General features: G+C 40.1%; 22 protein-coding genes and 1 pseudogene. 4 read left to right on the top strand and 19 right to left on the bottom strand.

Annotated features, from left to right (window positions below):
• Positions 1-16 precede the first annotated feature (16 nt).
• From cas7e to OO184_RS13920, 4 genes are all read left to right on the top strand, one after another.
• Positions 17-1,051 carry a type I-E CRISPR-associated protein Cas7/Cse4/CasC gene (gene cas7e / locus OO184_RS13935; RefSeq protein WP_265379708.1) on the top strand — a complete coding sequence of 345 codons (1,035 nt, stop codon included), beginning with the start codon at positions 17-19 and terminating at the stop codon, positions 1,049-1,051.
• Between the two features lie 10 nt (positions 1,052-1,061).
• Positions 1,062-1,808, top strand: a complete 747-nt coding sequence (cas5e, locus tag OO184_RS13930) for a type I-E CRISPR-associated protein Cas5/CasD (RefSeq protein WP_265379707.1) — start codon at positions 1,062-1,064, stop codon at positions 1,806-1,808.
• On the top strand, positions 1,795-2,469 hold the full coding sequence (gene cas6e / locus OO184_RS13925) for a type I-E CRISPR-associated protein Cas6/Cse3/CasE (RefSeq protein WP_265379706.1): 675 nt from the start codon (positions 1,795-1,797) through the stop codon (positions 2,467-2,469). Before cas5e ends, cas6e begins: the two co-directional genes overlap by 14 nt.
• Positions 2,470-3,753: 1,284 nt before the next feature.
• Complete coding sequence (locus OO184_RS13920) at positions 3,754-4,053, top strand: hypothetical protein (RefSeq protein ID WP_265379705.1); 300 nt, start codon at positions 3,754-3,756, stop codon at positions 4,051-4,053.
• 27 nt (positions 4,054-4,080) lie between these two features.
• Here the strand turns inward: OO184_RS13920 and OO184_RS13915 are convergent, their stop codons facing one another.
• The 19 genes and pseudogenes from OO184_RS13915 to OO184_RS13825 all read right to left on the bottom strand — a co-directional run bounded on the left by OO184_RS13915 (position 4,081) and on the right by OO184_RS13825 (position 25,436).
• Positions 4,081-4,347 carry a type II toxin-antitoxin system CcdA family antitoxin gene (locus OO184_RS13915; protein ID WP_265379704.1) on the bottom strand — a complete coding sequence of 89 codons (267 nt, stop codon included), beginning with the start codon at positions 4,345-4,347 and terminating at the stop codon, positions 4,081-4,083.
• Between the two features lie 451 nt (positions 4,348-4,798).
• Positions 4,799-6,139 (bottom strand): MFS transporter, encoded by a 1,341-nt coding sequence (locus OO184_RS13910; RefSeq protein ID WP_265379703.1) that lies wholly within the window; start codon positions 6,137-6,139, stop codon positions 4,799-4,801.
• A gap of 66 nt (positions 6,140-6,205) precedes the next feature.
• On the bottom strand, positions 6,206-7,153 hold the full coding sequence (locus OO184_RS13905) for a TauD/TfdA dioxygenase family protein (RefSeq protein WP_049585800.1): 948 nt from the start codon (positions 7,151-7,153) through the stop codon (positions 6,206-6,208).
• A gap of 34 nt (positions 7,154-7,187) precedes the next feature.
• On the bottom strand, positions 7,188-8,399 hold the full coding sequence (locus tag OO184_RS13900) for an MFS transporter (RefSeq protein ID WP_265379702.1): 1,212 nt from the start codon (positions 8,397-8,399) through the stop codon (positions 7,188-7,190).
• Positions 8,400-8,568: 169 nt separating this feature from the next.
• A complete protein-coding gene (locus OO184_RS13895) occupies positions 8,569-9,753 on the bottom strand; it encodes a CaiB/BaiF CoA transferase family protein (protein WP_265379701.1) in 1,185 nt (394 codons plus the stop codon).
• 248 nt (positions 9,754-10,001) lie between these two features.
• A complete protein-coding gene (locus tag OO184_RS13890) occupies positions 10,002-10,487 on the bottom strand; it encodes a nuclear transport factor 2 family protein (RefSeq protein WP_265379700.1) in 486 nt (161 codons plus the stop codon).
• Positions 10,480-11,688, bottom strand: a complete 1,209-nt coding sequence (locus OO184_RS13885; RefSeq protein ID WP_265379699.1) for an aromatic ring-hydroxylating oxygenase subunit alpha — start codon at positions 11,686-11,688, stop codon at positions 10,480-10,482. Before OO184_RS13885 ends, OO184_RS13890 begins: the two co-directional genes overlap by 8 nt.
• The gene (locus tag OO184_RS13880) at positions 11,669-12,793 is read right to left on the bottom strand and encodes a cupin domain-containing protein (protein ID WP_265379698.1); all 1,125 of its coding nucleotides are present in this window, start codon (positions 12,791-12,793) and stop codon (positions 11,669-11,671) included. The genes OO184_RS13885 and OO184_RS13880 overlap by 20 nt, the downstream gene beginning before the upstream one ends.
• A 556-nt stretch (positions 12,794-13,349) precedes the next feature.
• A pseudogene (locus tag OO184_RS13875) lies at positions 13,350-13,801 on the bottom strand (IS982 family transposase); the annotation flags it as partial.
• A 307-nt stretch (positions 13,802-14,108) separates the two neighbouring features.
• Positions 14,109-14,900 (bottom strand): DUF4123 domain-containing protein, encoded by a 792-nt coding sequence (locus tag OO184_RS13870; protein WP_265379697.1) that lies wholly within the window; start codon positions 14,898-14,900, stop codon positions 14,109-14,111.
• The gene (locus tag OO184_RS13865) at positions 14,897-16,876 is read right to left on the bottom strand and encodes a type VI secretion system Vgr family protein (RefSeq protein WP_265379696.1); all 1,980 of its coding nucleotides are present in this window, start codon (positions 16,874-16,876) and stop codon (positions 14,897-14,899) included. Before OO184_RS13865 ends, OO184_RS13870 begins: the two co-directional genes overlap by 4 nt.
• 97 nt (positions 16,877-16,973) lie before the next feature.
• Complete coding sequence (locus OO184_RS13860) at positions 16,974-17,717, bottom strand: hypothetical protein (RefSeq protein ID WP_265379695.1); 744 nt, start codon at positions 17,715-17,717, stop codon at positions 16,974-16,976.
• Between the two features lie 102 nt (positions 17,718-17,819).
• Positions 17,820-18,572 carry a hypothetical protein gene (locus OO184_RS13855; protein ID WP_265379694.1) on the bottom strand — a complete coding sequence of 251 codons (753 nt, stop codon included), beginning with the start codon at positions 18,570-18,572 and terminating at the stop codon, positions 17,820-17,822.
• A gap of 34 nt (positions 18,573-18,606) precedes the next feature.
• On the bottom strand, positions 18,607-19,347 hold the full coding sequence (locus OO184_RS13850) for a hypothetical protein (protein ID WP_265379693.1): 741 nt from the start codon (positions 19,345-19,347) through the stop codon (positions 18,607-18,609).
• A gap of 34 nt (positions 19,348-19,381) precedes the next feature.
• Positions 19,382-20,113: a hypothetical protein gene (locus OO184_RS13845; RefSeq protein ID WP_265379692.1), complete on the bottom strand. Its 732-nt coding sequence runs from the start codon at positions 20,111-20,113 to the stop codon at positions 19,382-19,384.
• Complete coding sequence (locus OO184_RS13840; protein ID WP_265379691.1) at positions 20,110-21,999, bottom strand: Tle2 family T6SS lipase effector; 1,890 nt, start codon at positions 21,997-21,999, stop codon at positions 20,110-20,112. Before OO184_RS13840 ends, OO184_RS13845 begins: the two co-directional genes overlap by 4 nt.
• Before the next feature lie 25 nt (positions 22,000-22,024).
• Positions 22,025-23,770 (bottom strand): type VI secretion system baseplate subunit TssF, encoded by a 1,746-nt coding sequence (locus tag OO184_RS13835; protein ID WP_265379690.1) that lies wholly within the window; start codon positions 23,768-23,770, stop codon positions 22,025-22,027.
• Between the two features lie 11 nt (positions 23,771-23,781).
• Positions 23,782-24,057, bottom strand: coding sequence for a PAAR domain-containing protein (locus OO184_RS13830; protein WP_265379689.1), 276 nt, complete (start codon positions 24,055-24,057; stop codon positions 23,782-23,784).
• Positions 24,058-24,815: 758 nt separating this feature from the next.
• Positions 24,816-25,436 (bottom strand): plasmid pRiA4b ORF-3 family protein, encoded by a 621-nt coding sequence (locus OO184_RS13825; RefSeq protein WP_265379688.1) that lies wholly within the window; start codon positions 25,434-25,436, stop codon positions 24,816-24,818.
• Positions 25,437-25,673 lie beyond the last annotated feature (237 nt).

Raw genomic sequence — 25,673 nt, 5'->3', positions numbered from 1 at the left:
GTTTAGGATGATTATTATGAGTCAGTTTATTCAATTACACTTATTAACTTCCTATGCGCCATCTAATCTGAATCGAGATGATTTAGGCCGGCCTAAAACAGCGAGAATGGGCGGTTTTGAACGTTTACGTGTGAGTTCTCAAAGTTTAAAACGCCACTGGCGTACCTCTGAATTATTTGAACAGGTGTTATCAGAGAATATTGGTATTCGCACCAAGCGATTTGGTATTAAGGTATTTGATGCTTTGGTCAGTGCTGGAATGAAAGAAAAATCCGCGAAAGCATTGGCTACAACGATTGCCGGTGTTTTTGGAAAAACAAAAAAAGATGCTTTAGAAATTGAACAATTGGCGCATATCAGCCCGGCAGAACAACGATCTGTCATGTCGTTAATTGAGATGCTGGCGGAAGAAAACCGGGGACCAACAGCCGAAGAGCTTAATTTATTAAAAACTAAACAAACGGCGGTGGATATTGCTTTGTTTGGTCGGATGTTAGCTTCAAGTCCTGCGTTTAACGTCGAGGCCGCCTGTCAGGTCGCTCATGCTATTAGTGTGCATAGTGTGGTTATTGAAGATGATTATTTTACCGCGGTGGATGATTTAAATGATGGTAAGGAAGATACCGGGTCGGCCCATATCGGGGAATTGGGTTTTGCCGCTGCGCTGTTTTACAGTTATATCTGCATTAATAAAACGCAATTAATAAAAAATTTGGATGGCGATGAAACTCTTGCTAATAAAGCGATTAAAGCATTAACAGAAGCCGCTGTGAAAGTATCGCCTGCGGGTAAACAAAATAGTTTCGCTTCTCGTGCTTATGCCAGTTTTGCTCTCGCTGAAAAAGGCGAACAACAACCTCGTTCTTTATCCGTTGCATTTTTAAAACCTATTAATGACAGCGACCAAGGGCCATCGGCAATTAATGCATTAGAAAGCCAAATGCACAATATTGATCTGGTTTACGGTACTTGTGCCGATGCTCGCTATAAATTCAACACATTCACCGGGGAAGGAACTTTGACCGAGCTACTTGAATTTGTTGTACGGTAATGGGGGTGAAATGAAAGCATATTTAGTCTTCCGATTATATGGCCCGATGGCAAGTTGGGGCCAACCTGCGGTTGGAGGAGAGAGGCCGACGGAATTGTATCCGGGTCGCTCGGCGATTTTGGGATTATTAGGCGCCGCGTTAGGTATTCGACGAGATAATGAGTCTGAATTAGCAAAATTACAAAAAAGTGTGTTAATTGCAATTAAACAGACAGTTCCTGGCTCTTTAATGCGTGATTATCATACGACGCAAGTGCCGACGCACAATAATAATGTGGTTCATCAGAACCGTAAAAGTGAATTAAGGTCAGATAAACTGAATACCATCCTGTCTAATCGTGATTATCGTTGCGATGGTATTTGGATCGTTGCTATTACATTAACTGAACACACTGGTTTTACGCTTGAACAATTACGGGATGCTTTGCTTAAACCCGTATTTATCTTGCATCTTGGACGTAAATCTTGCCCGCTTGCTTTACCTCTCTGCCCTAAACTCATTACGTCATCGGCATTGAAAACAGCGTTGGATATCCCTTTTCCACCGCTGATTCATTCTGATAGAGAGGATAAATTATGGCTAGGCGCAAATGGTATTGTGACTTATTTTTGGGAGGGGAATAAAGATGAAATGAGCTCTTCAAATGTCTTAATCAGCCATCCTTGGGATGAGCCGATTAACCGGGCGCGTTGGCAATTCCGGCAACGTACTATGTATCAACTTTCTGTCGAGGAGGGTGTTGATGTATTTGTCTAAAGTTGTGCTTCGGCAATCGAGTCAAACAGCAAATATATTAGCAAAACTGGGTGCGAATGGCGTTTATACTTCTCATCAATTGTTATGGAAATTGTTTTCGTCAGACGAAAAACGTCAATTTCTATTTCGGGAAGAGCTTGGAATAATGGGATTACCCGTATTCTATGTTTTATCTAAAACATCACCTCAAACTGAGTCGCCATTGTTTGAGGTGGAAACGAAAGCATTTTATCCTCAATTGAAGGAGGGGCAACGTTTAGCTTTCAAATTACGCGTTAATCCAACAATCTGTATTACCGATCCTTCTGGAAAACGTCAGCGTCATGATGTCTTGATGCATGCTAAGTTTCTGGCAAGGCAGCAAGGTGAAACGGAGCAGGGGAAAATAAAAGCCATGATGGATAATGCTGCCCGTAATTGGTTGTTGAATAGTCGTCGTATGCAGCAGTGGGGCATTCAGTTTGACGATTTACTGGATGTTGAAGGTTATACCCAGCATCGAAGCGTAAAAAAGCAGGGGCAGAAAATACAATTTTCCAGTGTTGATTTCCAAGGACTTTTGACGGTGACCAATGGTGAGCTATATTTGGAACAGTATGCAAAAGGCTTTGGTCGTGCTAAAGCGATGGGATGCGGATTGATGCTAATCAGATCAGTGTAATGGAAATTTATTTTTGTCGGAGCTCGTAATGCAATATTCTTTGTTGTATTGGGATATGGATGTTAAAGGTAAAGGTGGCACATTCGAGGTTGTTAAGTGTTTGTGTTACATTTCAAAAGCATGGTAAAAAGTGATATTGCTAATTAATATCATTCTGTAGAGTAGAGGGAGTAGTCGCTACTTACGGAAATATGGATAAAATAATTACCGTGTTCCTCACGTCTGTGGGGATGAACCTGAATTTTGGTACACATTTGAACCAGACAGAATATGTTCCCTGTGTTTAATGGGATAAACCGCTATAATTAATGATAGGATGTACCCTATGGATTTCAAGATGCATCGCGACGGCAAGGGAGCGAATCCCCAAGAGCATAGCGAACTATGTGACTGCGGTGAGTGAGCGCAGCCAACAAAGAGGCAACTTGAAAGATAACGGGTATGTCGTGTTAGTGGATGTTCCTGACCTCCGTTATCGGGGTGACCCAAACTCGATGTATCTCGTCAACGAGAGGATTTAAGTGTTCCCTGCATTTGCGGGGATAAACCGCGGCATGAGTGATGTTTTACCATGTTGACTAAATGTTCCCTGTACTGACGGGGATGGACCTAGCAGTGCTCCAAATAGTTGTAAAGTTAAAGATGTATTCCCTGTATTAACGGGGATAAACCGTGTGAAAATGACGCTGATAATCGGCTTTCCTGATGCTCCCTGCCTCTATGGGGATAAACCGGACAGTAACAGTGATAAAATCGGTAGTAAGCGGTGTTCCTTGTGTTCCACGGGGGTGAACCAAACTGATACTGTTGTGTTTTAGAGGTTGGAAGCGTGTTCCCTGTTATTGACGGGGATAAACCGAACAGCTAGCGTTTTAGCTGGCAGAAGATAGACTTGTTCCCTGTTTCTACGGGGGTAAACCGCTAAATACAGAGCTATCGTCATTTGTTACAACTTGTTCCCCGTAATCTACGGGGATCAACCGTCATCCGGAAAGGTCATTGACATAAAGGCTTAAAGTTCCCTGAATTGATTGGGATAAACCAGATTCAGGTTTTAGATGATAGTTGAAGTGGAAATGCTCCCTGTTATTACGGGGAAAGGGCAATTCACTGCCGCCTTGACCACAATTTTCAGGCAGATTAATAAATCTGAGGTTTGGGCATGTCGATACCGGATAGTATTCGAACAGTGATTTGGCAGCGCTTTTTTCGGTATCGAGGCCAACGGTTTATCGAGCTTTGATACGTAATAGAATGGCTTCGGATAACTAACGGAAATTTGTAATGAAAAAGAAGCAACTAAGAAAATTTCAGAAAGAACTTGAGACGTTGGAGCTAATTGAAAAAGATCCAGATGTGGTCGGTTATGTGCTGTTTAACACGCGTAATCGCCGATTTGTGATACTGGATGAACACGAATTTGGGAGGGTGGCTTACGCCGACGATATTGAAGACGCCTGTTTAGCAATATCACGATTTGCTGCATTAATGGATATTGATTTTTTGCCGGAGCCAGACAAATTCGATATTGCCGTTCTCCCTGTTATTGATAACCCTTTATTCGGGTTAATGTTAAAAAAATAGATTAAAATTAATATAACAAAAGGACCATTAAATAACCCTGTATTCATCATCATCGGTAAATAGCCCTGCATCACGCTCAAATTCATTGAAAGCGTGGATATCGGCTTTGTTTTCAGCTTTCCATTGCTGTCTTCTTTTCTCACGAACAACATCGGACAACATTTTGTCTAGTGTCGCTGATAAGTTGATCCCTAAATCACGGGCTTGATCTACCAATTCAGCGGTTAAATAAACATTTGTACCACGTTTACCAGATCGTTTTCGTTTTACGGTTGAGATGTATTGTATTTTCATCAGACATCTCATCTATGCGTATAAAATATGCACATAAGTCTATGACAGATAGTGAGCATCATCAAGGGATTCTAAGCCGAAACCGCCGAAATTTCTGATTCCTAAATTATCCTTCTCAATTCCAGCAATCGAGAGTAGTTATGATGAAATGTGTGATATGGGGATAAACCAGATTCAGGTTTTAGATGATAGCTGGAGTAGAAATGCTCCCCGTTATTACGGGGGCATGATGATGGTGTTGTTGAGGGATAACTGCAATATTGTATTGTGGTTTCTCTTTCAACGTTCGATAAACCTTTGGGAAGGGGAGTTATGTCAAAGAAATTGGTCCCAGAAAAGCACATTTGGTAGGAAAAATTTTTACCTATGTATAAAGTGATATAATTTCAATCTACGAAGAAATTGGCAATAAGGACATCTTGAAATCCATTGGGTATAAATACAATATAATTTATGATGAAAATGTTTTAGTATTTTTATTGTTTAATACTATAAGTAAACTAAGTAATGCAATAGATGCAATAGCAGATGGAATGAATAAAGTCATAAGTATCCCTCGATAGCCTAATCCTAGTTGCATTAGCCATGCTCCAAACATCGCACCTAATATCCCTCCTGCACGACCAATTCCAAGCATCCATGATACACCTGTCGCTCTGGAGGTTGTAGGGTAATGAAGTGTAGCTATTGTTCCCATAGATGCTTGCGCACTATTCATTGTCGTTCCGGCTAAGAGGATTAATATTCCTAAACTGATTATATTATCCACATACCCTATAGAGAAGAGCAAAATACCAGTCATAAGATAGTTAAATGATACTGTCTTATGAGGAGATAACTTATCCATGATAATTCCTGATATTATCGTCCCAATTCCACCACCTAAAGGAAATAAAGCAGTTAAAATAGTTGCATAACTTAATTCAAAACCGGAGTCTTTGATAAGTGTAGGCATCCAATTTGTGACAACATAGAATATTAATAATCCCATAAAATATGCGTTCCAAAGAAGCAAGGTTGATGATAAATATTCATGGGATAAAATTTCATTAATAGGTTTTATTTTTTGTTTTTCGACAAGATTTAATTTTGAGAAATCTATTTTATTATAATTTTCACCAACTATTTTTTTGCAAATTTTATTTATTTTTTCTTCTGATTTGTTTTTATTAATCAAAAATAAAACTGATTCTGGAAGAATGAAAATAAGTGGGACAACTAAAAGTATAGGGATAATTCCGCCAATAACTAGCATACTCTCCCAACCAAAATTGGGAATCATGAAGGAACCAATAATACCTCCCATAGCTGCTCCAAAGGGAAACCCACAAAATACAGAGTTAACCATAAGTGACTTTCTATTTTCTGGTGCGTATTCAGAAATCAATGTCAAGGCATTAGACATAGCAGCTCCAATACCTATTCCGGTTAATAAACGCCAGAATGATAATTGGTAGACAGTTGTAGAAAATATCGTTGCAATACTACAAATTCCAAGCATGAAAACAGAAATTACAATAACAGGTTTACGCCCTAGTTTGTCTGATATAGGACCTGATGTTATGGCTCCCACAGATAAACCAACCAATGCTGAACTCATCGCAATTCCAAGGTCTGTTTTTGAAGTCCCCCAACTATCAACAATAGCAGGAGAAATATAACCGATCAGCGCAGTATCGAAACCATCTAAAATGAGAATGCTTAAACACAAAAGTAATATTTTTATGTGCAAAGATGATATCTTTGCACATCTAATTGTATCTTGGACACTCAACTTTATTGTAGAATTCATTTTATTAACCAATACATCAGGTGAAAAGTAAAAAGGGACTTTAAGCATCCCTTTGTTAAGTTAGGACTAACTTTCAATCTCGAATTGACGTTTAGCACGGCGTGAATCGTTATGGTTATATGCTGGCACTTTAAATTTACGCAATTGTTCAGCACTTGCAGGTTCCGACTCACTAATTGGTTGATCGCCTGCGATAGTCACCCGCTCCATATATCGGCGATTTGGATAGTAATCATGAACAGCAGCATGCTGTACAGAGCGATTATCCCACATGACTAACATGTTTGGTTTCCAATGGTGCCTATATTGATATTCAAGTACTGATGTTGTATTAAATAATTGTGTCAGTAGCGCATCACTATCTCGTTGATCCATATTTCTGATATAACGAGTGTAATTTTGGTTAACAAATAGGGTTTTCTTTTTCGTTTTTGGATGAATTCGAACAACTGGATGGGCGATTGGAGGATATTCCAACTCTTTCTTTTGCAATAGTTTTTTACCTTCTTCTGTGTCTGGAAAAAGATATTTATACGATGAAAAATCATGTATAGCTTCCAACCCTCGGATGAAATCTTGAGTTTTTATTGAAAGAAAATCATAAGCAGTTGTCATACTGCTAAAACAAGTATCGCCGCCTATTTCAGGAACAATTCTTGAATAGAGCATTGTAGCCATAGGGGGGCAAAGTTTATATGTTTCATCTGAATGCCAGCGATCTGTTAATACAGGCGGATTACCATCCTTATAATCAAATACTATTAATTCTGGATTTTTTTCACTGTTCTCTGCAAAAGGGTGTACAGTTAACTGGCCAAAATATCTCCCTATACGCATTAAATCTTCTGATGTGAGATCTTGATCCGGAAATACCAATACTTCATGTTCTTCAAGATCTGATTCAATGGTTTTTATTATATCTTTATTTAATGGCTCATTTAGTTTGATATCACGTATTTCTGCACAAAAGTATGGAGTTAATTTACGTATGGTATATTTAATTCTATCACTCATTTTATTTTATCTCCAAAATTATCACTTACAGGTTTTAAATTTTATTTTTTATAACTTTGTTTATTATTGGTCTTTTTATTGCTGAAATAAACAAGATGATTGAACATATCATCATAGGAAGAAATACATAACTTGGATTTCCTGAAATATCCCATGATAAACCACTAATGACTGGTGTTATAACCGCACAAGTATAACCAATTGTTAACATTAGTGAAGTAGATCTATGTACCTCATGTGGCTCGCTAATCATACTAGGTAGTCCTAACATGAGTATTAAAACGATAGCAGAAAAAAAGCCGATGAATGCTGAACTGATAATCATATATTCAGTACCAAAGTACATAATGCTGCTAAAAGATGCAATTAATCCTATTCCTGATATCAAATATGGATATCGTAGTTTTGCTACGGTGGAACTTGTTATCATAAGAATAATAGAGGCCGGGATTTGTCCTAAATTTAAAGCAACCAAAGAAATAGATGTTAAATCCTCAAAATTAGCTTCATGTAAGTAACGTGGAATAAAAAAATTGGTTGCAAAATATGTTGCATTTACACATCCCATCATTAATCCTAACTTCCATAATATAATGTTATTCCATTCTGGAGCCCACTTTATATTTTTATTTATCGATATTGTTTCATGTTTATTTTTAGGTGCTAATTGGTATATGAAAATTGCAATTATTAATGTTATCGCAGCCCAAAAAACATATGTAAGTCGCCAAGATCCTAACATGGGTAATAAAATAGATTTTGTCACTGCAACAGGAATAACTTCTCCTCCAAGAAGAAGGCCATTAACATAAATAGCCGTTGCAATCACAATATGTTTTGGAAACCAATCCTTCACAATGGAAGGTAATGCAGGTTGCATAAAAGCAACCCCCAACCCTGTTATCATTGTCGCCGTATACATGATAATTATATCATTTGCTGCTCCACGGAATGCAGAACCTAAACTGGTAATCAGCAAACCAATGATAAGAGTCTTTATTGCGCTCGTTCTTGCAATTAATAGAGAGCCGAGAATTGCGGTACCTGCAAATAAGACGGCTGGCAATCCAGAAATAATCCCAACTTGAGTTTCAGTTAAATTTAGATCGTGATGGATGTCAGAAATGATTGGTGGAGTCGCCAATATTGTCAAACGCGTTCCTGCACCAGCTAGCCATAATAAAAATAGCTTTATAAAAGATTTTATTGACCAAAAACTATATATTTCACTGTATGTTGCATTCATTGTCTCATCTCTATTAATTAAATATACCTGTCATCTTTCAAGTTGCCTCTTTGTTGGCTGCGCTCTCTCACCCCAGTCACATAGTTATCTATGCTCCCAGGGATTCGTTCCCTTGCCGTCGCGATGTATCTTGAAATCCATAGGGTATATATTTACTATCTTATTGTTTCTAGATAACTTCTATTTTGCGAAACGATGCAATTTCATCATTATCAAAACCAAGGAAATTTTTTAATAAATTTTCTGTATGTTGCCCATGTTCTGGGGCAGGATTGCGTACTGTATCAAAGTCAGAAAAGGCGCTTAGATGCATAGGTTGACCTACCAGAGTCAAATCACCTAATAATGGGTGTTTAATAGAACATTTTATCTTCAAATACTGAATTTGCGGATCGGACATAGCTTGTGCTACATCATAGATGTAACCACTTGGTATCCCATTATCGTTTAGAATTTGTATTAGCTGTTGACTCTCGAATTTCCGTGTTACAGCTTGAATTTCATCCATAAGCTGCTTTCTGTTTTTTGAACGATTATAGATATCTGAATATTGAGGATTCAAATAAACTTCCTCTATATCAAGTAGATGACATAACTTTTGGAATTTTTCATCTTCTGCGGCAGCGATATTTATTTCGCTATCCTTAGTTCTTACGACACCAGTGGGCATTAATGTCGGATGGTCATTACCCATAAGCTCCGGTGTTTTGCCATCGGCAAGCCATCGAGCGACTTGGAAGTCCATGATAGCTAAAGTTGATTCAAGAAGTGAAGTATATACCCACTGTCCTTCACCTGTTTTTTCTCGATGATATAGTGCCAGTAAAACTGCCTGAGCTAGATTCATGCCTGAGCTAATATCAGCAATAGCAACACCAGTCCTGAGCGCGCCGCTTTCTTGAGTACCTGTCACAGACATAAGTCCTGACATGCCTTGTACTATTTGATCAACTGCTGGTCGAGAACTATAAGGGCCATTTTGCCCAAAGCCGCTAATGCTGCCGCATATAATACGAGGATTAATTTTTTTCAAAGATTCATAATCGACACCTAAACGAAACTTAACTTCAGGTCTAAAATTTTCAAGCACTATATCAGCCTTACGAACCAAACGCTGGAGAATCCCTTGTCCTTGCTTTGTTTTCAAATTAACTGATAAACTTTTTTTATTTCTATGAAGGTTTTGGTAATCAAAACCTTCACGAGTACCCCCCATACTGTCACCTTTATCGGTAGGTTCCTCAATCTTGATAATTTCGGCTCCCCAGTCACCCAGTAGTCGTGATGTGACTGGGCCAGCTCTATGCCGCGTTAAATCAACAACAACTATTCCTGATAATGGTAAAGCCGTCATTCCGCACCTCATTATTGTGATTTAAATCTCAATTAATATAATTAAATTTAATAATTTTAATGTGCTTTATAGTAAATACCAACTGTTAATCTGATATTTCCCTTTTCAGGATCATAATTTCTCAAAGAAGCCTAAAAACCAAAAATGGTCGTGTTCATGTCTACATCTCTCGGAGAAATGAATTCCCAAAATTGACGCGAAATGTAGGGTAAAAAAATTCATTCTCATTCAATTACATAAAGTGCAACTTAGATCGGATACACAATTGAATCTGTAATAATATCTGCTGTGCAAATACAGAGACGTTCTTTAAATAAAGCAGCGCCACTTTTGTATTCGATAATATCCTTAGTTATACCACTTATTAGTAACCTATTTTCTTGACCACATATGCTTTCATGAATTGTAAATATTGTTGTTGTATTGACTAATGTTTTCTCTCCGCAGTGTTCGAGATTTGTCAATAATATATTAGATGTTATCCTTTGTTGTACTCTGTCTCTAAAGTAAATTGACCCAGATAAAGCGGATGCGCGATCTATGAGCATTTTCTTTCCTTCACAAAAAACAAAGCATAGATCCCATCCATTATCTATATTCTGTTTTGAAGTAATTCGATATATACAATCATCTGTAAAATATGATGGCCAGTTATCTAATATTTTTGAGTCTAAATTTTTGTTGTATAAGCTATACAAGTTATTGATAGTAAGCCAAATTTTATAATTATCCAAGATTCATCACTCCTCGGTAATATTTATAAAATCCACGGATAGCCGCTTCTGTCATCATGTGGTCTTCACTTGACTCACCAACACTAGCTTCTAAAATGATTTCGGAGTCTGGCATGCTTTTAGCGCCTTCTTGGGTTACAGCCAAAATCTCGTTATCATCTATGGTAACCAATCCTGAAGGACCAAGTAGGTTTGCCTGAAATAATCTCCGTTTCGTCAACTCCTCAGATTCATTTTCATAGCCAAAAAAAGTCCAAATTTTAATACAACGATCTGTACCATCAGGGATAACATGACGCATAGCTAAGCAATTAAGTTGTTGCAGCAGGATGAGATTTGGAAAAACAGTCATAATTGCGCCTGTACCGTGGTCATATTCACGCTGATGTTCGATGATTCTCGGATCTAAAAGTGATAGCTCTGCTTTTGTCTCTGCATTTTTTTTAATTTCAGCTTTGGTGAAAGTTGCTGTTGACACTAATACACTGCTTTTACCAGAAGAACAAACTTTTACACTAGTTTTTTGATCTGAACGCCAAATCCCGAAATTTTTAAAAAATGAATGCAGAAGTGCTGCATGAAATGGATCTTTTACATTTTCAATTTGAAGTTTCCAATTACAGTTAACTCTATGCTGCATTCTCCCAACAACTTTTAGTTTTCTGCCATCACAAACACGATCAAAGTATGAAAGCATGACAGGATCTAAATATGTTTCAAATGGTTCAATATCATATGAAAAACTAGCAAATACAGCACCATGTCTTTCAGTCACATTAAGAGCTTGCAAACCATGTTCTTCAGGATGGAAAAATTCAGACATTCCACCTTTTCCATTAATACCTTTTCTAAAAGGCATCCCAACTAAATTACCCTCTAAACTAAATGCCCATTCATGATAAGGACATACAAGTAGCTTAGTATTACCCTGAGGGTTATGGCAAATCTTTGCTCCTCTGTGGGGACAGCGGTTTACAAATACACGTAATATTCCTTTTCTATCACGGATTAAAATGACAGGAACATTTCCCACAAATGTTTGTATATAGTCGCCAAGATTTTCAACTTCTGAAGAAAGCCCAACATAATTCCATGAGTTTCCCAGAAAAATATTTTTAATTTCTTGTTCATATATCTGGTTGCATGTATAAATTTTGGAGGGCACCCTTCGGGTGCCTTCTTTAGCCCATTGAAGATTCATTAACCAACTCCTGGGATTCGTCTCCTGTTGCACTACTTTCGTATACTGTTAAATCAGCGATACGTGACATGACTGTCATTAACATAGCCCAGCCTTTATTTTGGATCTCAAATAAAGGCTTTCCATCTTCAATATTGTAGTTAGATATGAATTCATAGCCCATACGTACATGTTCATCATCTAGGATACTATGGACGTCAAAGTGGGCTTTAGGAGTAGTATCATCCATTACAGGTTTAATATGTTTGTAGAAGAAAGTAGCTGAGGCTTCAACCACCAAATGAACTAAAACAACTTTTTCTAATTCAGTTGCTGTTATCATTTTATAAGCGAACCATGAGCTTGCTGCTTCAAGAACGGGATCAAATACAGGTTCAAAATCTATACGGTTATTTTTGATATCACGATTATGTCCGAGTTCTTCTTCTAGATGGGACATTGTAAGTTCTTCGAAAGCATCGTTGTGTAATGTTGCGGCACGAGTTAACACCATTTTCTGAAAATGGTCAGACCAAACTTGGAAACAATCGAGAAATCTTTTCTTTGCTTGTGTTTTTTTTAATAGTCCACGATTTACTAAGGCAAAAAGTTTATGTTTATCGAAACGTTCCATATAAGTCTCATTACGAAAAAATAATTGTTCCGCAATTGTAGTACCCAAATTTTTATTAACTTGCTCAGGAAGGAAAGTTGCCCAAGGGTCAGTAAAATCCTCGTAAAGGCCACGAGAATCGAATTGAATGGATAACCCCCAGAAACCATCTGGATAACCACCTTTGAAACCGTGGAGATGACCAGGCGGAACTAAAAGCGCATCACCTGCTTCCATAGCTGTTTGTATATCTCCTGTTGATTCAGCAGAACCTTCACAGAGCAAAATCATTGATTCTACTGGATGAATATGTGGTTCTAATTCTTCACCTGCTTCAAGACGAACCCATGCCATAGATATACGGTTATCATCTGGTAAAAAATCGATCAATTGGTTATTTTTCATGAAATCTTTTACGTGTCCTAGCCAATGTTCCACACCATTCACTTCAATAGTGCGAATCGATGGAATATGATCTCGTTTTACTAATGTGACTTTAGATAGTTTTTTCATTTTTCATTCTCTATAATTGTTAAGGTGAGAGCATGAATGCTTGTTTATTATCCAAAAATTAGGTTCACATTTTTATAAAAAACTTAGTTTAAAAATATCTCAGAATAAAATTTCATTTCAAAAAATAGATGATTATTATATTTTCACTACTTTATTTTAATTATATTTCACTATAATTTAGGTGCTAATTCCCCCCCCCCCCGCCTTGTGATAACGGTTTTTTATATTTTTAACGCCAAAATTAAGAGTAGTTAAATAAATTTAAATTGCTAACAATTTTATTGTAATAAATATTTATTTTTTGACATTACTCACATTTTTAATTAAATAAAAATTAATTATTTGTTTTTCATAATCTTATTTTTACCACTATTTTTTATGTTTCTTACTATTAACTTTGAATTATGGTTTATGTAATTTACTTTATAAATCAATCATACACTGAACCTTAAGCATTAAGACTCTCGAAAATACCCTCCAACGTATTGTCTTCTTGGATTTTGTTGTGATGAAAACGATTCCAAAAAGGCATCAACATAATTAACCTGAATTCTGCTTAAGCCGTCATTGAAAAATCTTCTTCTAAGTAGAAAACTTTCAGTGATGGCTTCTTCAATTTAAGGCTGTAAGCAATCAATCCACCTAAAACGCACAACAGAAAGCCTTTTATACTTCGGTGGCGGGAATGCGCTATTTGAGAAATAGTTTTTAATTGCCCATTAATCATTTCAATGATAAAACGCTTTGATAACATTATATTATCCCACTCAGCTTGCAGGGGAGCTTTCATATTTCGGCGTTTTTGGGGGGGAAAGTGAACCCCGCTTTAGCTAAGTCGTCAGCCAATTCCTGACTGAGATAACCTTTATCGCCGTACAGAGAACCCGTTAATTCTGTTGTTAATTCGCGAACAGGTTCCCGATCATCTACATTACCGGCAGTGACTTTAAGCGCCAAAATTTCCCCCTGATGATTGACAACCAAGTGTAATTTGAAACCGTAAAACCATATATGGACGCCCCGATTATGCAAGCACTAAATTGATACGGTTTGCGACCATATATCCGACGACCATAAATAAAGGTTTGAAGGCCGATAAGGAGCAGGTGCGCCAATATCCATCATGATTATGCAGGGAAAATCTGCAAAAAAGAAGACGAATGTACGGGCGCAGTCATGATCTCAACCGGAGACATTTCTTTTGCCCATACGTGGGAGCCCATGTCCGAATACAGAGCTGCAACTACTCGTCGATGTCAGAACAACAAAAGCCTTGTAAACTGAGATGCATTCATACAGGAGAGGATATCAACTCTCAGCTTTCAATAAACCCTTGGGAAGGGGAGTCATCAGTCAGTGTTTGTAAATAATCTACACAGGTAAGCTTGCTAATATTATCCCCATTTGCTAAACGGTATTTTAACCAATTGATAATTCCTTCCATTAACTGTCCCTCTGGATTATCCAGTTTATAAGCTAATTCTCCGTGGTTTTCCCAGCAATTATAATTGATGGCAGATGCCATCCCTTGCAGGGCGCTATCAGAATGATGCCAGGCATCTAATAAATGGCTGCCCAGGATAAAGGGCAATTCACTGCCGCCTTGACCACAATTTTCCGGCCGATAATAAATCTGCGGTTCGGGCATATCGATCATCAACTCACTCACCGGTGTCAAAAATGCTGACCAATCGCTGACTATCATTGCCGGTAATAATTGACTGAGGATACGTGGGTCCATACTGCGAAAAATCACCAGTTTCTCTTGTAATATCACCTGCTGGCGTGAACGCCAATGATTAAGCTGTTGTATCCATGATTCATCACTGCGGTAAGCCCAACCCCAACTGTTATCGCTTAGGGCATGGCTATCAAGCAGATGAGCGATCGTTGACAGACAGCCTGACTTGGGCTGAACCAGCCAGGGACTTTGCGCCAGCATGTGATCCATCGGGGTATTGCTGTATAGCGGAAAAGCCTGCTCTACCCAGTCTTTGCGATAAAAGAGCGCCACCGGATCAGGTTCCGCGAGCGAATTGAGCATAAAGAAAACCGATGGTTTATTAGGGATACTCAGCCACTGTAGCCAATTTATTGATGTATTCATTTGTCCTCCGGATTATTAATAACCCAATCTTCTTCTTGTTGAGCCAGCACAGCACAAAACGGTTTGGCAGGAGATTTAACATCGGGCAGAGGCGCAACCCCTTCCGGCAGTTGCAGAGACAATCCACGGCCAGTGCCGGCAGAACCTTGCCCGACTAATAAATTTGGCGAAGTCAGAATACCGCCGGGGGTTATCCGGATAAAATGACCGCCGACTTTTAAGGTAATTTCTGACGCCGCTTCCAACACCATTTTACCGCCGCTTTTTAGATGTGTTTCCTGACCGCTTTCAGCGACTAATGCATCCCCGGTCTGTAAATGTTGACTACCTGAGATACGGTGTGAAACATCTCCATCAGTGCTGTACTTCCCCGATCCTCTGATATGCTGATGATCATCCACTGAAATTTCACTATAGCGGTTATTATCGATTCGCTGCTTATGGTCGTGTTTAATATGCCAGTAAGCATCATGCTGAATATGGGCGGTCAGATCTTTTTGCCCGTGCAGGTAAATCTCCTGCCGGTCGTTTGCATCTTCAAAGCGCAACTCGTTAAAACCTTCCCCTTTGTGAGTCTGGGTCTTAAAGGTGGTTCGGGTCTTTTCGGCGGGTAAATTTAGCGGCGGCCGGTTTAATCTGTTATAGGTGCAACCCGTCACAATCGGGCGATCAATATCGCCGTTCAGGTAGGAGACAATCACCTCCTGACCGATACGGGGGATAGCCATAAAACCGTAACCACTGCCATTCCAACCCTGAGTGAACCGTACCCAACAGGCGGCATTTTCGTTGGCTTTATCATAACGATCCCAGTGAAAATGAATGCGAATACAGCCTTCTTCATTGACATAAATCTCTTCTCCTTCCGGGCCGACCACAGTCGCCACTTCATCGCCATCCGCCAGCGGTTTGTAACGATATAGCGCTCGCCAATCTCTATAGCCCGAAATAAAACTGAATTCGTTATGCAGATAAGTGCCTGACTCTCCGCTATTTTCTTGCCATGCCTGCGGGCACTTGCCGTGATGACGAATAGCCACGATTTGCCAGCGGGTATTCAGGGTATCAACCGGGTGTTCGCTGAGGTCAAAGATTTTACCGGGCATCAGTTTAAAGCAGTTGCTTTGCCCGCTACCGGCCTGACGTTGATTCTGGACGGCCTGCTGCTGACGCTGGACGAAGGGTTTTGCCTCCGCGTCTTTCTGAAAGCGGCCGTAGCTTTCAAAGAGCGCAAACAGGGTTTCCTGCCCTTCGACACGGGCATCGATATTGGCCCGGTGTGTCAGGCGGTAAGCGGGATTCTGGGGATTGTAGTCCTTATAAATGATCCGCATCGGGGTTGTGGAGACGCCCAGACGTACCTGATTCATCACGTTCATTTCTGTGGCCGTCTCTATCTGCGGGTTGTAGACCAGCGGTAAGTTGGCCGTCATCCCTAAATGGCTGTCGCTGAAAAACAGCTTGTCGTCTTCAAACCAGAAATTCAGCCCTTCTTCGGCCACTAACCGGACAAAAAAGTCATAATCGGATTCCCGTTTCTGCGTCACATACTCGCGCGTGTAATGAAATTCATCTAATTGGCAATCGAACAGGATGCAATGTTTTTTCAGCAAACTGTTGAGAATTTCCGGCACGCTTTGCCGGTGATAAATCCGGCTGTCCTGATTCAGATTCATCCGCCAGAGAGCAGGCCGGACGGTCAGGTAATAAATGGTGCGGTGAACATGCGTATCACCTAATACAGCTTGTGTGATAACCCCGCTCACTTGACGTTGCTCAACGTCGTTGAAAACCACCCGGAATTTCACCGATTTTAATAGCAGTGATTCCAGATCAATATCGGCCCGTTTACTGACCAGCGTTAAGGATAGGGTAAATAATTCGGATAATTCCTCCTGTAGAGAAAATTCAGCGACCGCAAAAGTTTTCTCCGGTAAATCGATAATATGACAAAGAAAGTGTAATCCATCGTTCATATGGACTCCTTATTTATGGTGTTGGTGTTTAAGAAATTAGTAGATATAGCCTTGTTAATCTGATTAGAAATAAAATAAATAAGCTACGCTGATAGCATTATTTCATGTTCCCATACATGAATCGAAAATCGACTTCTTGAGTGCCGTTATCAATCTTGCCGCCCGGATATTCAACCCACTCGCCTTTCCCATGAGTCACAGTAACTTTCGCCATTTTGGTTTCATCCAGTTTAGGTTTAAAAATAATTTTCCATTTAGCTCCTGGAGTTAATTTAAGTCGAAAAGGACGCATTTTTAATACTTCACCCTGTAAGGATACGCTTTTCGGAAATCCTTCAACTATTTCTAAAACAGGGTAAATAACCGGGCTAAAATCAATCGTATTCGATGCGGGAATTTCGCTAATATCTGTCCGGGCAGCATCATTGATAAATGCGATTAAACCGGTGGCCGAATATGGAATGGCATCTTTCACCAGATGGCGGACATCGGTATAACTTATTGACACAAAGGCTCGGTTAATTTTCCATTTGCACCGGCCACCACCGTTAAAAGGTAGCTTTGTTTGAAAATAACCGGTTTGCGGATCAGCTTTCACTTTCAGGCGAAGTCCATTATAGGTTGGCACCTTATAAGGTGACATGTCAGCATGTAGCTGATATTCAAGGCAATCTTTTGAAATATACTCTGCGGATACATGCGGCTGTGTGTATTTCGGTGCCACTCCTTCTACGGTGATCCACTGATTCTCTTTGGGAGGAGAGAGCGGCTCATTTGGGTCAGCACAGCCTGATATTAAAATCACGGATAAGACCGATAAGTATTTATTGATATTTTTCATGGTAACTGTTCCTCAATGCCTACAGCATTACTTGCATAGTGTGTCCAATTCCAGATCTTCCTATTCATCTTATTTAGAAATAAATAAGCTACGCTGATAGCGTTATTTCATATTCCCATATATGAATCGAAAATCGACTTCTTGAGTACCGTTATCAATCTTGCCACCCGGATATTCAACCCATTCGCCTTTCCCATGAGTCACAGTAACCTTCGCCATTTTGGTTTCATCCAGCTTAGGCTTAAAAATAATTTTCCATTTAGCTCCTGGAGTTAACGTGAGTCGAAAAGGGCGCATTTTTAATACTTCACCTTGTAAGAATATTCTATTAGGACGCCCTTCAACCATTTTCAAAACAGGATAAATAACCGGACTGAAATCAATAGTATTTAATGCTGCGATTTCGCTAATATTTGTCTGGACTGCATCGTTGATAAATGCAGTTAACCCTGTTCCCTCAGCTCCTTCCTCCTGAACAGCATCTTTCACCAAATGAAGAACATCGGTATAACCCACTGTTACAAAAGCCCGGTCAATTTTCCATTTACATCGGCCCCCACCATTAAAAGGTAGTTTTGCCTGAAAGTAACCGGTTTGTGAATTGGCTTTCACATTCAGACGCAATTCGTGATAGGTCGGCACTTTATAAGGCGACATATCAGCGTGTAACTGATATTTAAGACAATTTTTTGATTTATACACAGCGGACACATATGGTTTTGTATACTTCGGTGCTATGCCTTCTACGGTGATCCACTGATTCTCTTTGGGCGGAGAAAGCGGTTCATTAGAGTCAGCGCAACCCGATATTAAAATCACTAATAAGACCGATAAGTATTGTTTACTATTTATCATGGTAAGTTTTCCTCAATGCCTACAGGGGTAGATATTATTTTATCTTCCAGTAATCAATAGAGTCTCTGTTTAAGTCAACTCTGCCATCAGGATATTCAACTCTTGAAGGTTCTTTACCTGGTGGGATAATAATTTTAGGCATTTTGGTTTCATCTAACTTAGGTTTATAGGTAATATTCCATTCAGCACCTGGAGTTAACCTTAATCTAAAGGGACGCATTCCTACTTCACCCTGTAGGAATATTCTTTTGGGGAATCTATTAACCATTTCCAATACAGGGTAAATAACCGGACTATAGTCTATAGTATTCAATGCCGCCGTTTCGCTCAGATTTGTCTGGGTTGCGTCGTTGATAAATGCAGTTAAACCAGTACCCTCAGTTCCTGCTTCTTGAGTAGCATCTTTCACTAAATGACGGACATCGGTATAACCCACAGTCACAAAGGCTCGGTCAATCTTCCATTTACACCGGCCTCCTCCATTAAAAGGTAACTTCGTTTGAAAGTAACCGGTTTGTGGATTGGCCTTTACATCCAGACTCAATCCATTATAGGTCGGTACTTTATAAGGGGACATGTCAGCATGTAATTGATATCTTAGGCAATCTTTTGATATATACACAGCGGACACATATGGTTCGGTATATTTTGGTACTACCCCTTCTACTGTGATCCACTGATTCTCTTTGGGCGGAGAAAGCGGCTCATTAGGATCAGCACAGCCTGATATTAAAATCACTGATAAGACCGATAAGTATTGTTTAATATTTATCATGGTAAATTTTCCTTAATGCCTACAGAGGTAGATACTATTTTATCTTCCAGTAATCTATCGTTTGGCGATGGAGGTCGATTCTTCCATTGGGATATTCAACCCATTCGCCTCTCCCTTTAGTTACCGTTATTTTTGGCATTTTGGTTTCATCTAGCTTAGGTTTATAGGTGATTTTCCATTTAACGCCCGGTGTTAACTTCAACCTAAAGGGATACATACTAACTTCACCCTGTAAGGATACGCTTTTCGGAAATCCTTCAACCATTTCTAAAACAGGATAAATAATCGGGCTAAAATTAATCGTATTCGATGCGGGGATTTCGCTAATATTTGTCCGGGCAGCATCATTGATAAATGCGATTAAACCTGTTCCTCCATAGGGCACTGCATCTTTTATCAGATGGTGGACATCGGTATAACTGATTGACACAAACGCTCGGTTGATTTTCCATTTACACTGGCCGCCGCCATTAAAAGGTAGTTTTGCCTGAAAGTAACCGGTTTGTGGATCAGCTTTTACATCCTCCAAACGTAATCCGTTATAGGTTGGCACCTTAAAAGGCGACATATTGGAATCCAGACGATACTCAAGGCAATCTTTTGAGATATACTCTGCGGACACATGAGGTGCGGTATATTTCGGTGCTACTCCTTCTACGGTGATCCACTGATTTTCTTTGGGCGGAGAAAGCGACTCATTAGGATCAGCACAGCCAGATATTAAAATCACTGACAAGACCGATAAGTATTGTTTGATATTTGTCATGGTAAGTTTTCCTCAATTCCTACAGCATTATCTATATAGCGTGTTAAAGCTAACGGTCCCTGTTGATCTTGTTGAGTGCAAATCAGAGCTTGCTTTAGTTGATGGTCTATTTGTAAAAATAATGCATCGCGTTGCCGAATATCAGCAACGATATCGGCCCTATCGTTCAGTGTTTTTTCAAATAATTGTTCCTGATCTCGAAAAAAATGGTATTTATCTGGTGCAATCAACTCCGCCAGTCGTGCGCCAATGTAACAGGCATATTTCCTTGAACGATGATCAGGGAACCCCAAGGCATCCTTTTCGGTTGGATTATCGTTCAATGGAAACCATTTTGCCTTATCCATATCTCTTATCCGCTTAAAAAATCCTTTCTGAATCTCTCCTGCGTCCTTTAGATTATGTTCCGTTTCACGGTTTAGAGACGGAATTAAATATAATTTTGTTTTGGTGGGTAAGGTAGTTCTGAGTCGTATATGGTTGCTTGGATTACGTTCTTCCTGCCATTCAATAACCAGATTGATTTTACAAAAGTGCACTATTTTTCCGTGATGCAAGAAAATTTCACCGCTTTTGGTAACATCCAACAATTCAACAGGGCTGAATAGATAGCCGAGTGGTCCCCAACAATCATATAGCCAGTTATCCAGATTTTTTTCCGGTGGTAAGGAAGGGATCGGGTCATCTTCATTCACATGGCGGTAATGGGTGATATCTGCCAGTTCCTGTACTGCACTAGCAGTTAACACCCGAGGCATTCCATAGCTGTAAAGACACGGATCATATTCTTTCAGTTGTGCGCAATGTAGTAATGCAAGTGCACCACCCAGACTGTGGCCACAGACGAATAATTTTTTGTTTGTAGCGAACTTGGTAATATCGGGAAATACTTTTTTATCCGTATTATTAGGAACTTTTAACTTGCTAACCAGGCTAAATGCTTCCCAAAAACCTTTATGTACTTTGCCGCTGTGAATAAATCCGCTGCATAGCGCTTTTTCATCGCAACCTAATTCCAAAGGTTGGTATGTGGCATCCGTCAGGATATCTCGCTTGCTGGCTGTACCCCGCCAACCGACAATCACATCATTTTTACTGACCGCATAAAATAATTGAGTATCACCCTGTTTATTATCTCCTGCTTTTGAATCAATAAACTCTACTTGAGTGTAACGTTCACTAAACGGCACATCGTAAACTACAGGCGTTGCCGATAATGTTTCCACTTTATAGGGCAATTTTGAAACATCCACCATTTGCCGGTTAAAAAAGTGTTTCACAGAACCTTCAATATCAACATCCCCGTCAGCATAGGCCAGCACGCTCATCAAGCACTGGTTATAAGCATTCACAATGGAATACTCTTTTTGATGATGCAGCAGCAGAACCCAGGCCCGAAACGGGCATACTTCCAGAACATACCGTCGATTCATCGGATAGACCTCATAGCCTTGTGGTTCCGGGTCCGGGAAATGATAGGGAGGCGGAATTTTTTTAGGATCATTCCAATCATCTAGCGTTGGCAACCCATCACTAATCTGCCCGATAGTCACATAGCGATATTGATAGCCTTCGGCTTCCGCTTTTGGCTTCACCACCGAAGCCTCTTCACCGCGTATTTCCCGCAACGGACGCTGTTCCATTTCGTCGGCCAGTGGTTGGGCGCCGATATACAAGGTTACCGGATGGGGAGGCATATCTTCTTCCCTTAATAAACCATTGCCATCGGTAACGCCTTTACGTCCTAGCCGAGGATTCCCTCGGATTTTCAAACGATAAGGCATATTGATTAAGGGTTTCCCCTGTTCATCCACCAACTGAAATTCTAACCAGTTTTTCAGCATGTTTTTACAATCAAGACAATAGAGTGGGCTTAATTTGCTCATTGATACTATCTCCTTGCGATTAACGTTAGATATAAGGACGCAATCCGAACATCATGTGGTGAAAATCCCACAGGATTTCTCCCGTCTGACCATCAATAACTTTCATCATCACAAAAGCGCCCATGCTGATGAAAAGCGTCATCAGGCGTGTCACCACCAGACTGAACTGATGCATCTCCCCCTGATTGGCATAACAATCCGGGTTCAATGTCAGGACGAGTTGATGGCCCCGCACTGGAACCCCTTTGTCGAGGCGATCTATTGGGATGTTATCCAGCCGAATGATCCCGTCGATATGTTCCTGAATACGTTTGCTTAATGACCGATCGGAAGAGAAATCGAATAGCTTGATCAGGTCTTTTAACGAGTGGGTTTGAAAAGCCATCCAGGGTGATACGGAAAGGAAAGAGATGAGTGACCAGGCCGATCTACCTGTCTGATCCTCCGTCATTGTTGAGTGACAGGCAGCAGAAACTGGGGTGATGTTGCTCACTTTCAGCCCCGAGGCATATTCTCCCGGTAGATTAATCTCGCCGATACCCAGGTTAGAGGCCCGGGTCTGATAACCGGTAAATTGACAAAAAATGGATTGTGGCGGCAGGTTATTCGCTGGTTCGCCATGACAGTCAAAGAAGTGAAGATGTTGCAGGTTATTCTGCGACATATCGCATTCCGTCTTAAGCTGATAATAGTAAAGAAACTCAGCATCCGGCAGAAAATGAGCGGTTAGGGAGAATTTCTCAATCGGCAGATAGCGGTAGGGCTGCCCCCGTTCTAGCTTCGGTTCAGTGGATGTGTAAACGTGGTTCAGCTTGAACAGTTGCTTTGTCGAATCCAATGGGATTTGATAATGGTTGGCTTCACTGTTTACCGAGATATTCGCACTCATCGGCTCCAGATGTCTTACCGGCACGCAGTCCAACAGAAAGGTTTGGGAAATATCGTTTAGCATCAGATGACCATCAAACCGAAAAATCAGTTCGAATGTCCGGTCTGCGTTCAACGTCACCAATGGACAATCATTCTTGATATCAATCGTCACAAAATCATGCACATGGGGCAGATAATAGTACTCTGTCATCAGTTGCAAGATAGAGTATGGCGTGGTTTTTATCGTGGGAAGGATGGCAACCTGCCGCTCGGTTCCCCACAATGCCGGGACTGGGTAACAGCGATCGAGCGTGATGGTTTTGTCCTGCGTCCGTAACAAGACATCACACAGATTAAAGTCAAGCCATAAGGCTAATTCAGCGGCTTGCAGACGATCGCTGCCCAGAAAGAAATGTAGCGGTCGGCTTCGCCATTCTAAGATATTCTCCGAACATTGCAGTGTCAGCGTTATCTCACTGTACTCTGGGGTTGCATTCAGTTGTCGATCAATCACTGTCAGTGGCTCGATATCCAGAGGACAGCAGGTTTCAAAACTGACTTCCTCTTCTCCTTCGCCGGCAAAAACCGGCATCCCTTCTGGTAGCGTCATCGCGCCCAGGTGATGTTTCCCAGTGGGTGAAAATTGAACGATACTCGTGGGAGGGATTGGGCACATGGCGTATGGCCAGACGTGTGCCAGTATCCCTAAGTAAAGTTCAGGAAAATCATCCTCGATCTTGTAGCGAAGACGGGCAATTAACAGCGCAAAGCCCTGCATCACTCGCCCGACATCCGGATCAGATAAAAAATCTGCCAGGTGCGGATGTTCTTTTGCGGCTTCCTGCGCCAATTGCTGCATATAATGCAATTCTTGTAGGAATAGAGACTCTTTTTTATTCATAACGCACGGTCCTATAAGGTTTTTATCTGAAAAGATGTTTGTGAGGCGATCAAGGCGGCGCCACAGGAGGTTTTCATGCCCTCTAGAGCGAGCCCTTGTTGATTGGTTCCGATCACGGTTGAGGTTCCCTCAGCAATGGTTTGATGCCCGCCACACTTTGGACACGACACCGGATCGTTAATCCGCGCCACGTCTTTACCCAAAACCTTAAAACTGCCGTCACTGGCTAAGACAGAGCCGCCGTGAGAGGTTCTGTCCCCTTGTCGTATTACATTTTTTAGCGTCATATTTTGTCCAGACGTTGAAATAATTAGTTCTTTTGCCAAAGAAATAACGTAGTAAAAATCCCACCATCACAGATAAAAGCAGCGCTTATAGAGTGAATTAATGGCGAGTTGAGTGATAGGAAGAACCGAGATCAATCCCAATCAGTTAATCCCCAAGAATAAGGGGAACAGGGGGGTAAAATTTTTTTAAATATAGTCCATATGATGGAACTTAATTAATAATTAAACATTCATCAGATAGCAAGAATTTTTTTCAAATTTACAAAAATATGAATTTGTAAGAAAGTGTTACAAACTCAATATGGAATCAATGCTATATCAAGCTATCTCGAATTCACTATATTAATCTTTAATTAAAAAATACTTTTATTACAATCTATTATGATGATTAATGGCATTATCTATTTAATCGTTGTTTTAATAATTAAGCCTTGGTTAATACAGCCGGAAAGGAGTGATGAGAGAAGAGAATCTTATATGCATGCTTTGTTTAGGAGTAGTCTGCAATAATAATACCTATGGTGATAGTTACTATATTTAATATCAAATGGATGATGATAATGGTATTTTATCGCTATATAAATACCAGTGCAGCTTGATAGGGCTGATCTGAAAGCACCGTAGAAACTGCACTCGATACCGAATTAAGTATCATCCAATTCCATGAGAAAGATTAACTCAAATCAAGCACCAATGTTTGTCATAGTGACTCATCTGAAACTTTTCCCAATGATGATAGATTTATCCCATTATTAAATTCATTCCCAATCCCACAAGAGATGGTAACGATCCCGTGACCAGCGATAATAGAGCGCCAAAAAGGCATTAATATTGTTAATGGGAAATTGTTCGAAGTCGAAATCCTCACCTTCATCTTCATCTAAATCAAGTAATTCGCTTACCCATTGTCGTGTTTCTGCATATTCTTCATGGTCAGGATCATTCAGTATTGCGATTAAATTTTCATAACCGTCAATCCCACCGGTATCTTCCAGGGGACAGGTGCGAGCGCCATCAAGACAATAAAAAGGAAGTGGAAGGTTATTTGCCGGATAATCGCTGTTTTCTAACGTAATTTCGTGTTCCCATCCATCGCCAAAATCATAGATATAAGTAAAAGATCGCCCTTTTTGTTTAATCAGGTCAGTTAGACGGTATAAATCTTCTTCCTTGCCATCAGATGGGCTTTCTGGCATTTCTGTTAGTCGCAGTTTGCCAATACGGAATTCATGTAGATGACTATCCTGCCATCCCATCACGATCTGTATCACGTCATGCAGCCGGTCAAAGGAAATAGAGGCTGGAACGACAAATTGCCGCCAAATAGCCGGTTTTGAATCTATAAGCGTTATTTTTAATTGATAGAATTTTTCATTCATCACTAATCTCCTAATGGTTTTGAGATGATTCTTTCCATGTGTGCCATCTATTGTCAATATCTTATTGAATTTTCCTGGCTGGATTTACTGGAATATCGACATAGTCGCTGCCGTATGAAAAGCTTGGGCTAGGTCATCAATTTTAGTGGTTAATGTTCATAATAGCTTTTAACAACCAATAACTTGACCTGACTAGCTTTCTCTTTACTGAATATTGATTAAGAGAATAATGTTTCT

This window comes from Photorhabdus aballayi (genome assembly GCF_026153155.1).
Lineage (GTDB): Bacteria > Pseudomonadota > Gammaproteobacteria > Enterobacterales > Enterobacteriaceae > Photorhabdus > Photorhabdus luminescens.
Note: the sequence above shows the minus strand (reverse complement) of the source record. Positions and strands in the feature narration are given on the sequence as shown.

Bases quoted from the DNA above. Each gene is read 5' to 3' on its own strand.
- cas6e (WP_265379706.1), top strand. From the start codon at position 1,795: ATGTATTTGTCTAAAGTTGTGCTTCGGCAATCGAGTCAAACAGCAAAT.
- OO184_RS13880 (WP_265379698.1), bottom strand. From the start codon at position 12,793: ATGAAAAAACTATCTAAAGTCACATTAGTAAAACGAGATCATATTCCA.
- OO184_RS13835 (WP_265379690.1), bottom strand. From the start codon at position 23,770: ATGAATAAAAAAGAGTCTCTATTCCTACAAGAATTGCATTATATGCAG.
- OO184_RS13895 (WP_265379701.1), bottom strand. From the start codon at position 9,753: ATGACGGCTTTACCATTATCAGGAATAGTTGTTGTTGATTTAACGCGG.
- OO184_RS13900 (WP_265379702.1), bottom strand. From the start codon at position 8,399: ATGAATGCAACATACAGTGAAATATATAGTTTTTGGTCAATAAAATCT.
- cas5e (WP_265379707.1), top strand. From the start codon at position 1,062: ATGAAAGCATATTTAGTCTTCCGATTATATGGCCCGATGGCAAGTTGG.
- OO184_RS13830 (WP_265379689.1), bottom strand. From the start codon at position 24,057: ATGACGCTAAAAAATGTAATACGACAAGGGGACAGAACCTCTCACGGC.
- OO184_RS13840 (WP_265379691.1), bottom strand. From the start codon at position 21,999: ATGAGCAAATTAAGCCCACTCTATTGTCTTGATTGTAAAAACATGCTG.
- OO184_RS13910 (WP_265379703.1), bottom strand. From the start codon at position 6,139: ATGAATTCTACAATAAAGTTGAGTGTCCAAGATACAATTAGATGTGCA.
- cas7e (WP_265379708.1), top strand. From the start codon at position 17: ATGAGTCAGTTTATTCAATTACACTTATTAACTTCCTATGCGCCATCT.
- OO184_RS13825 (WP_265379688.1), bottom strand. From the start codon at position 25,436: ATGAATGAAAAATTCTATCAATTAAAAATAACGCTTATAGATTCAAAA.
- OO184_RS13860 (WP_265379695.1), bottom strand. From the start codon at position 17,717: ATGAAAAATATCAATAAATACTTATCGGTCTTATCCGTGATTTTAATA.
- OO184_RS13870 (WP_265379697.1), bottom strand. From the start codon at position 14,900: ATGAATACATCAATAAATTGGCTACAGTGGCTGAGTATCCCTAATAAA.
- OO184_RS13915 (WP_265379704.1), bottom strand. From the start codon at position 4,347: ATGAAAATACAATACATCTCAACCGTAAAACGAAAACGATCTGGTAAA.
- OO184_RS13920 (WP_265379705.1), top strand. From the start codon at position 3,754: ATGAAAAAGAAGCAACTAAGAAAATTTCAGAAAGAACTTGAGACGTTG.
- OO184_RS13850 (WP_265379693.1), bottom strand. From the start codon at position 19,347: ATGATAAATATTAAACAATACTTATCGGTCTTATCAGTGATTTTAATA.
- OO184_RS13865 (WP_265379696.1), bottom strand. From the start codon at position 16,876: ATGAACGATGGATTACACTTTCTTTGTCATATTATCGATTTACCGGAG.
- OO184_RS13905 (WP_049585800.1), bottom strand. From the start codon at position 7,153: ATGAGTGATAGAATTAAATATACCATACGTAAATTAACTCCATACTTT.
- OO184_RS13845 (WP_265379692.1), bottom strand. From the start codon at position 20,113: ATGACAAATATCAAACAATACTTATCGGTCTTGTCAGTGATTTTAATA.
- OO184_RS13855 (WP_265379694.1), bottom strand. From the start codon at position 18,572: ATGATAAATAGTAAACAATACTTATCGGTCTTATTAGTGATTTTAATA.
- OO184_RS13885 (WP_265379699.1), bottom strand. From the start codon at position 11,688: ATGAATCTTCAATGGGCTAAAGAAGGCACCCGAAGGGTGCCCTCCAAA.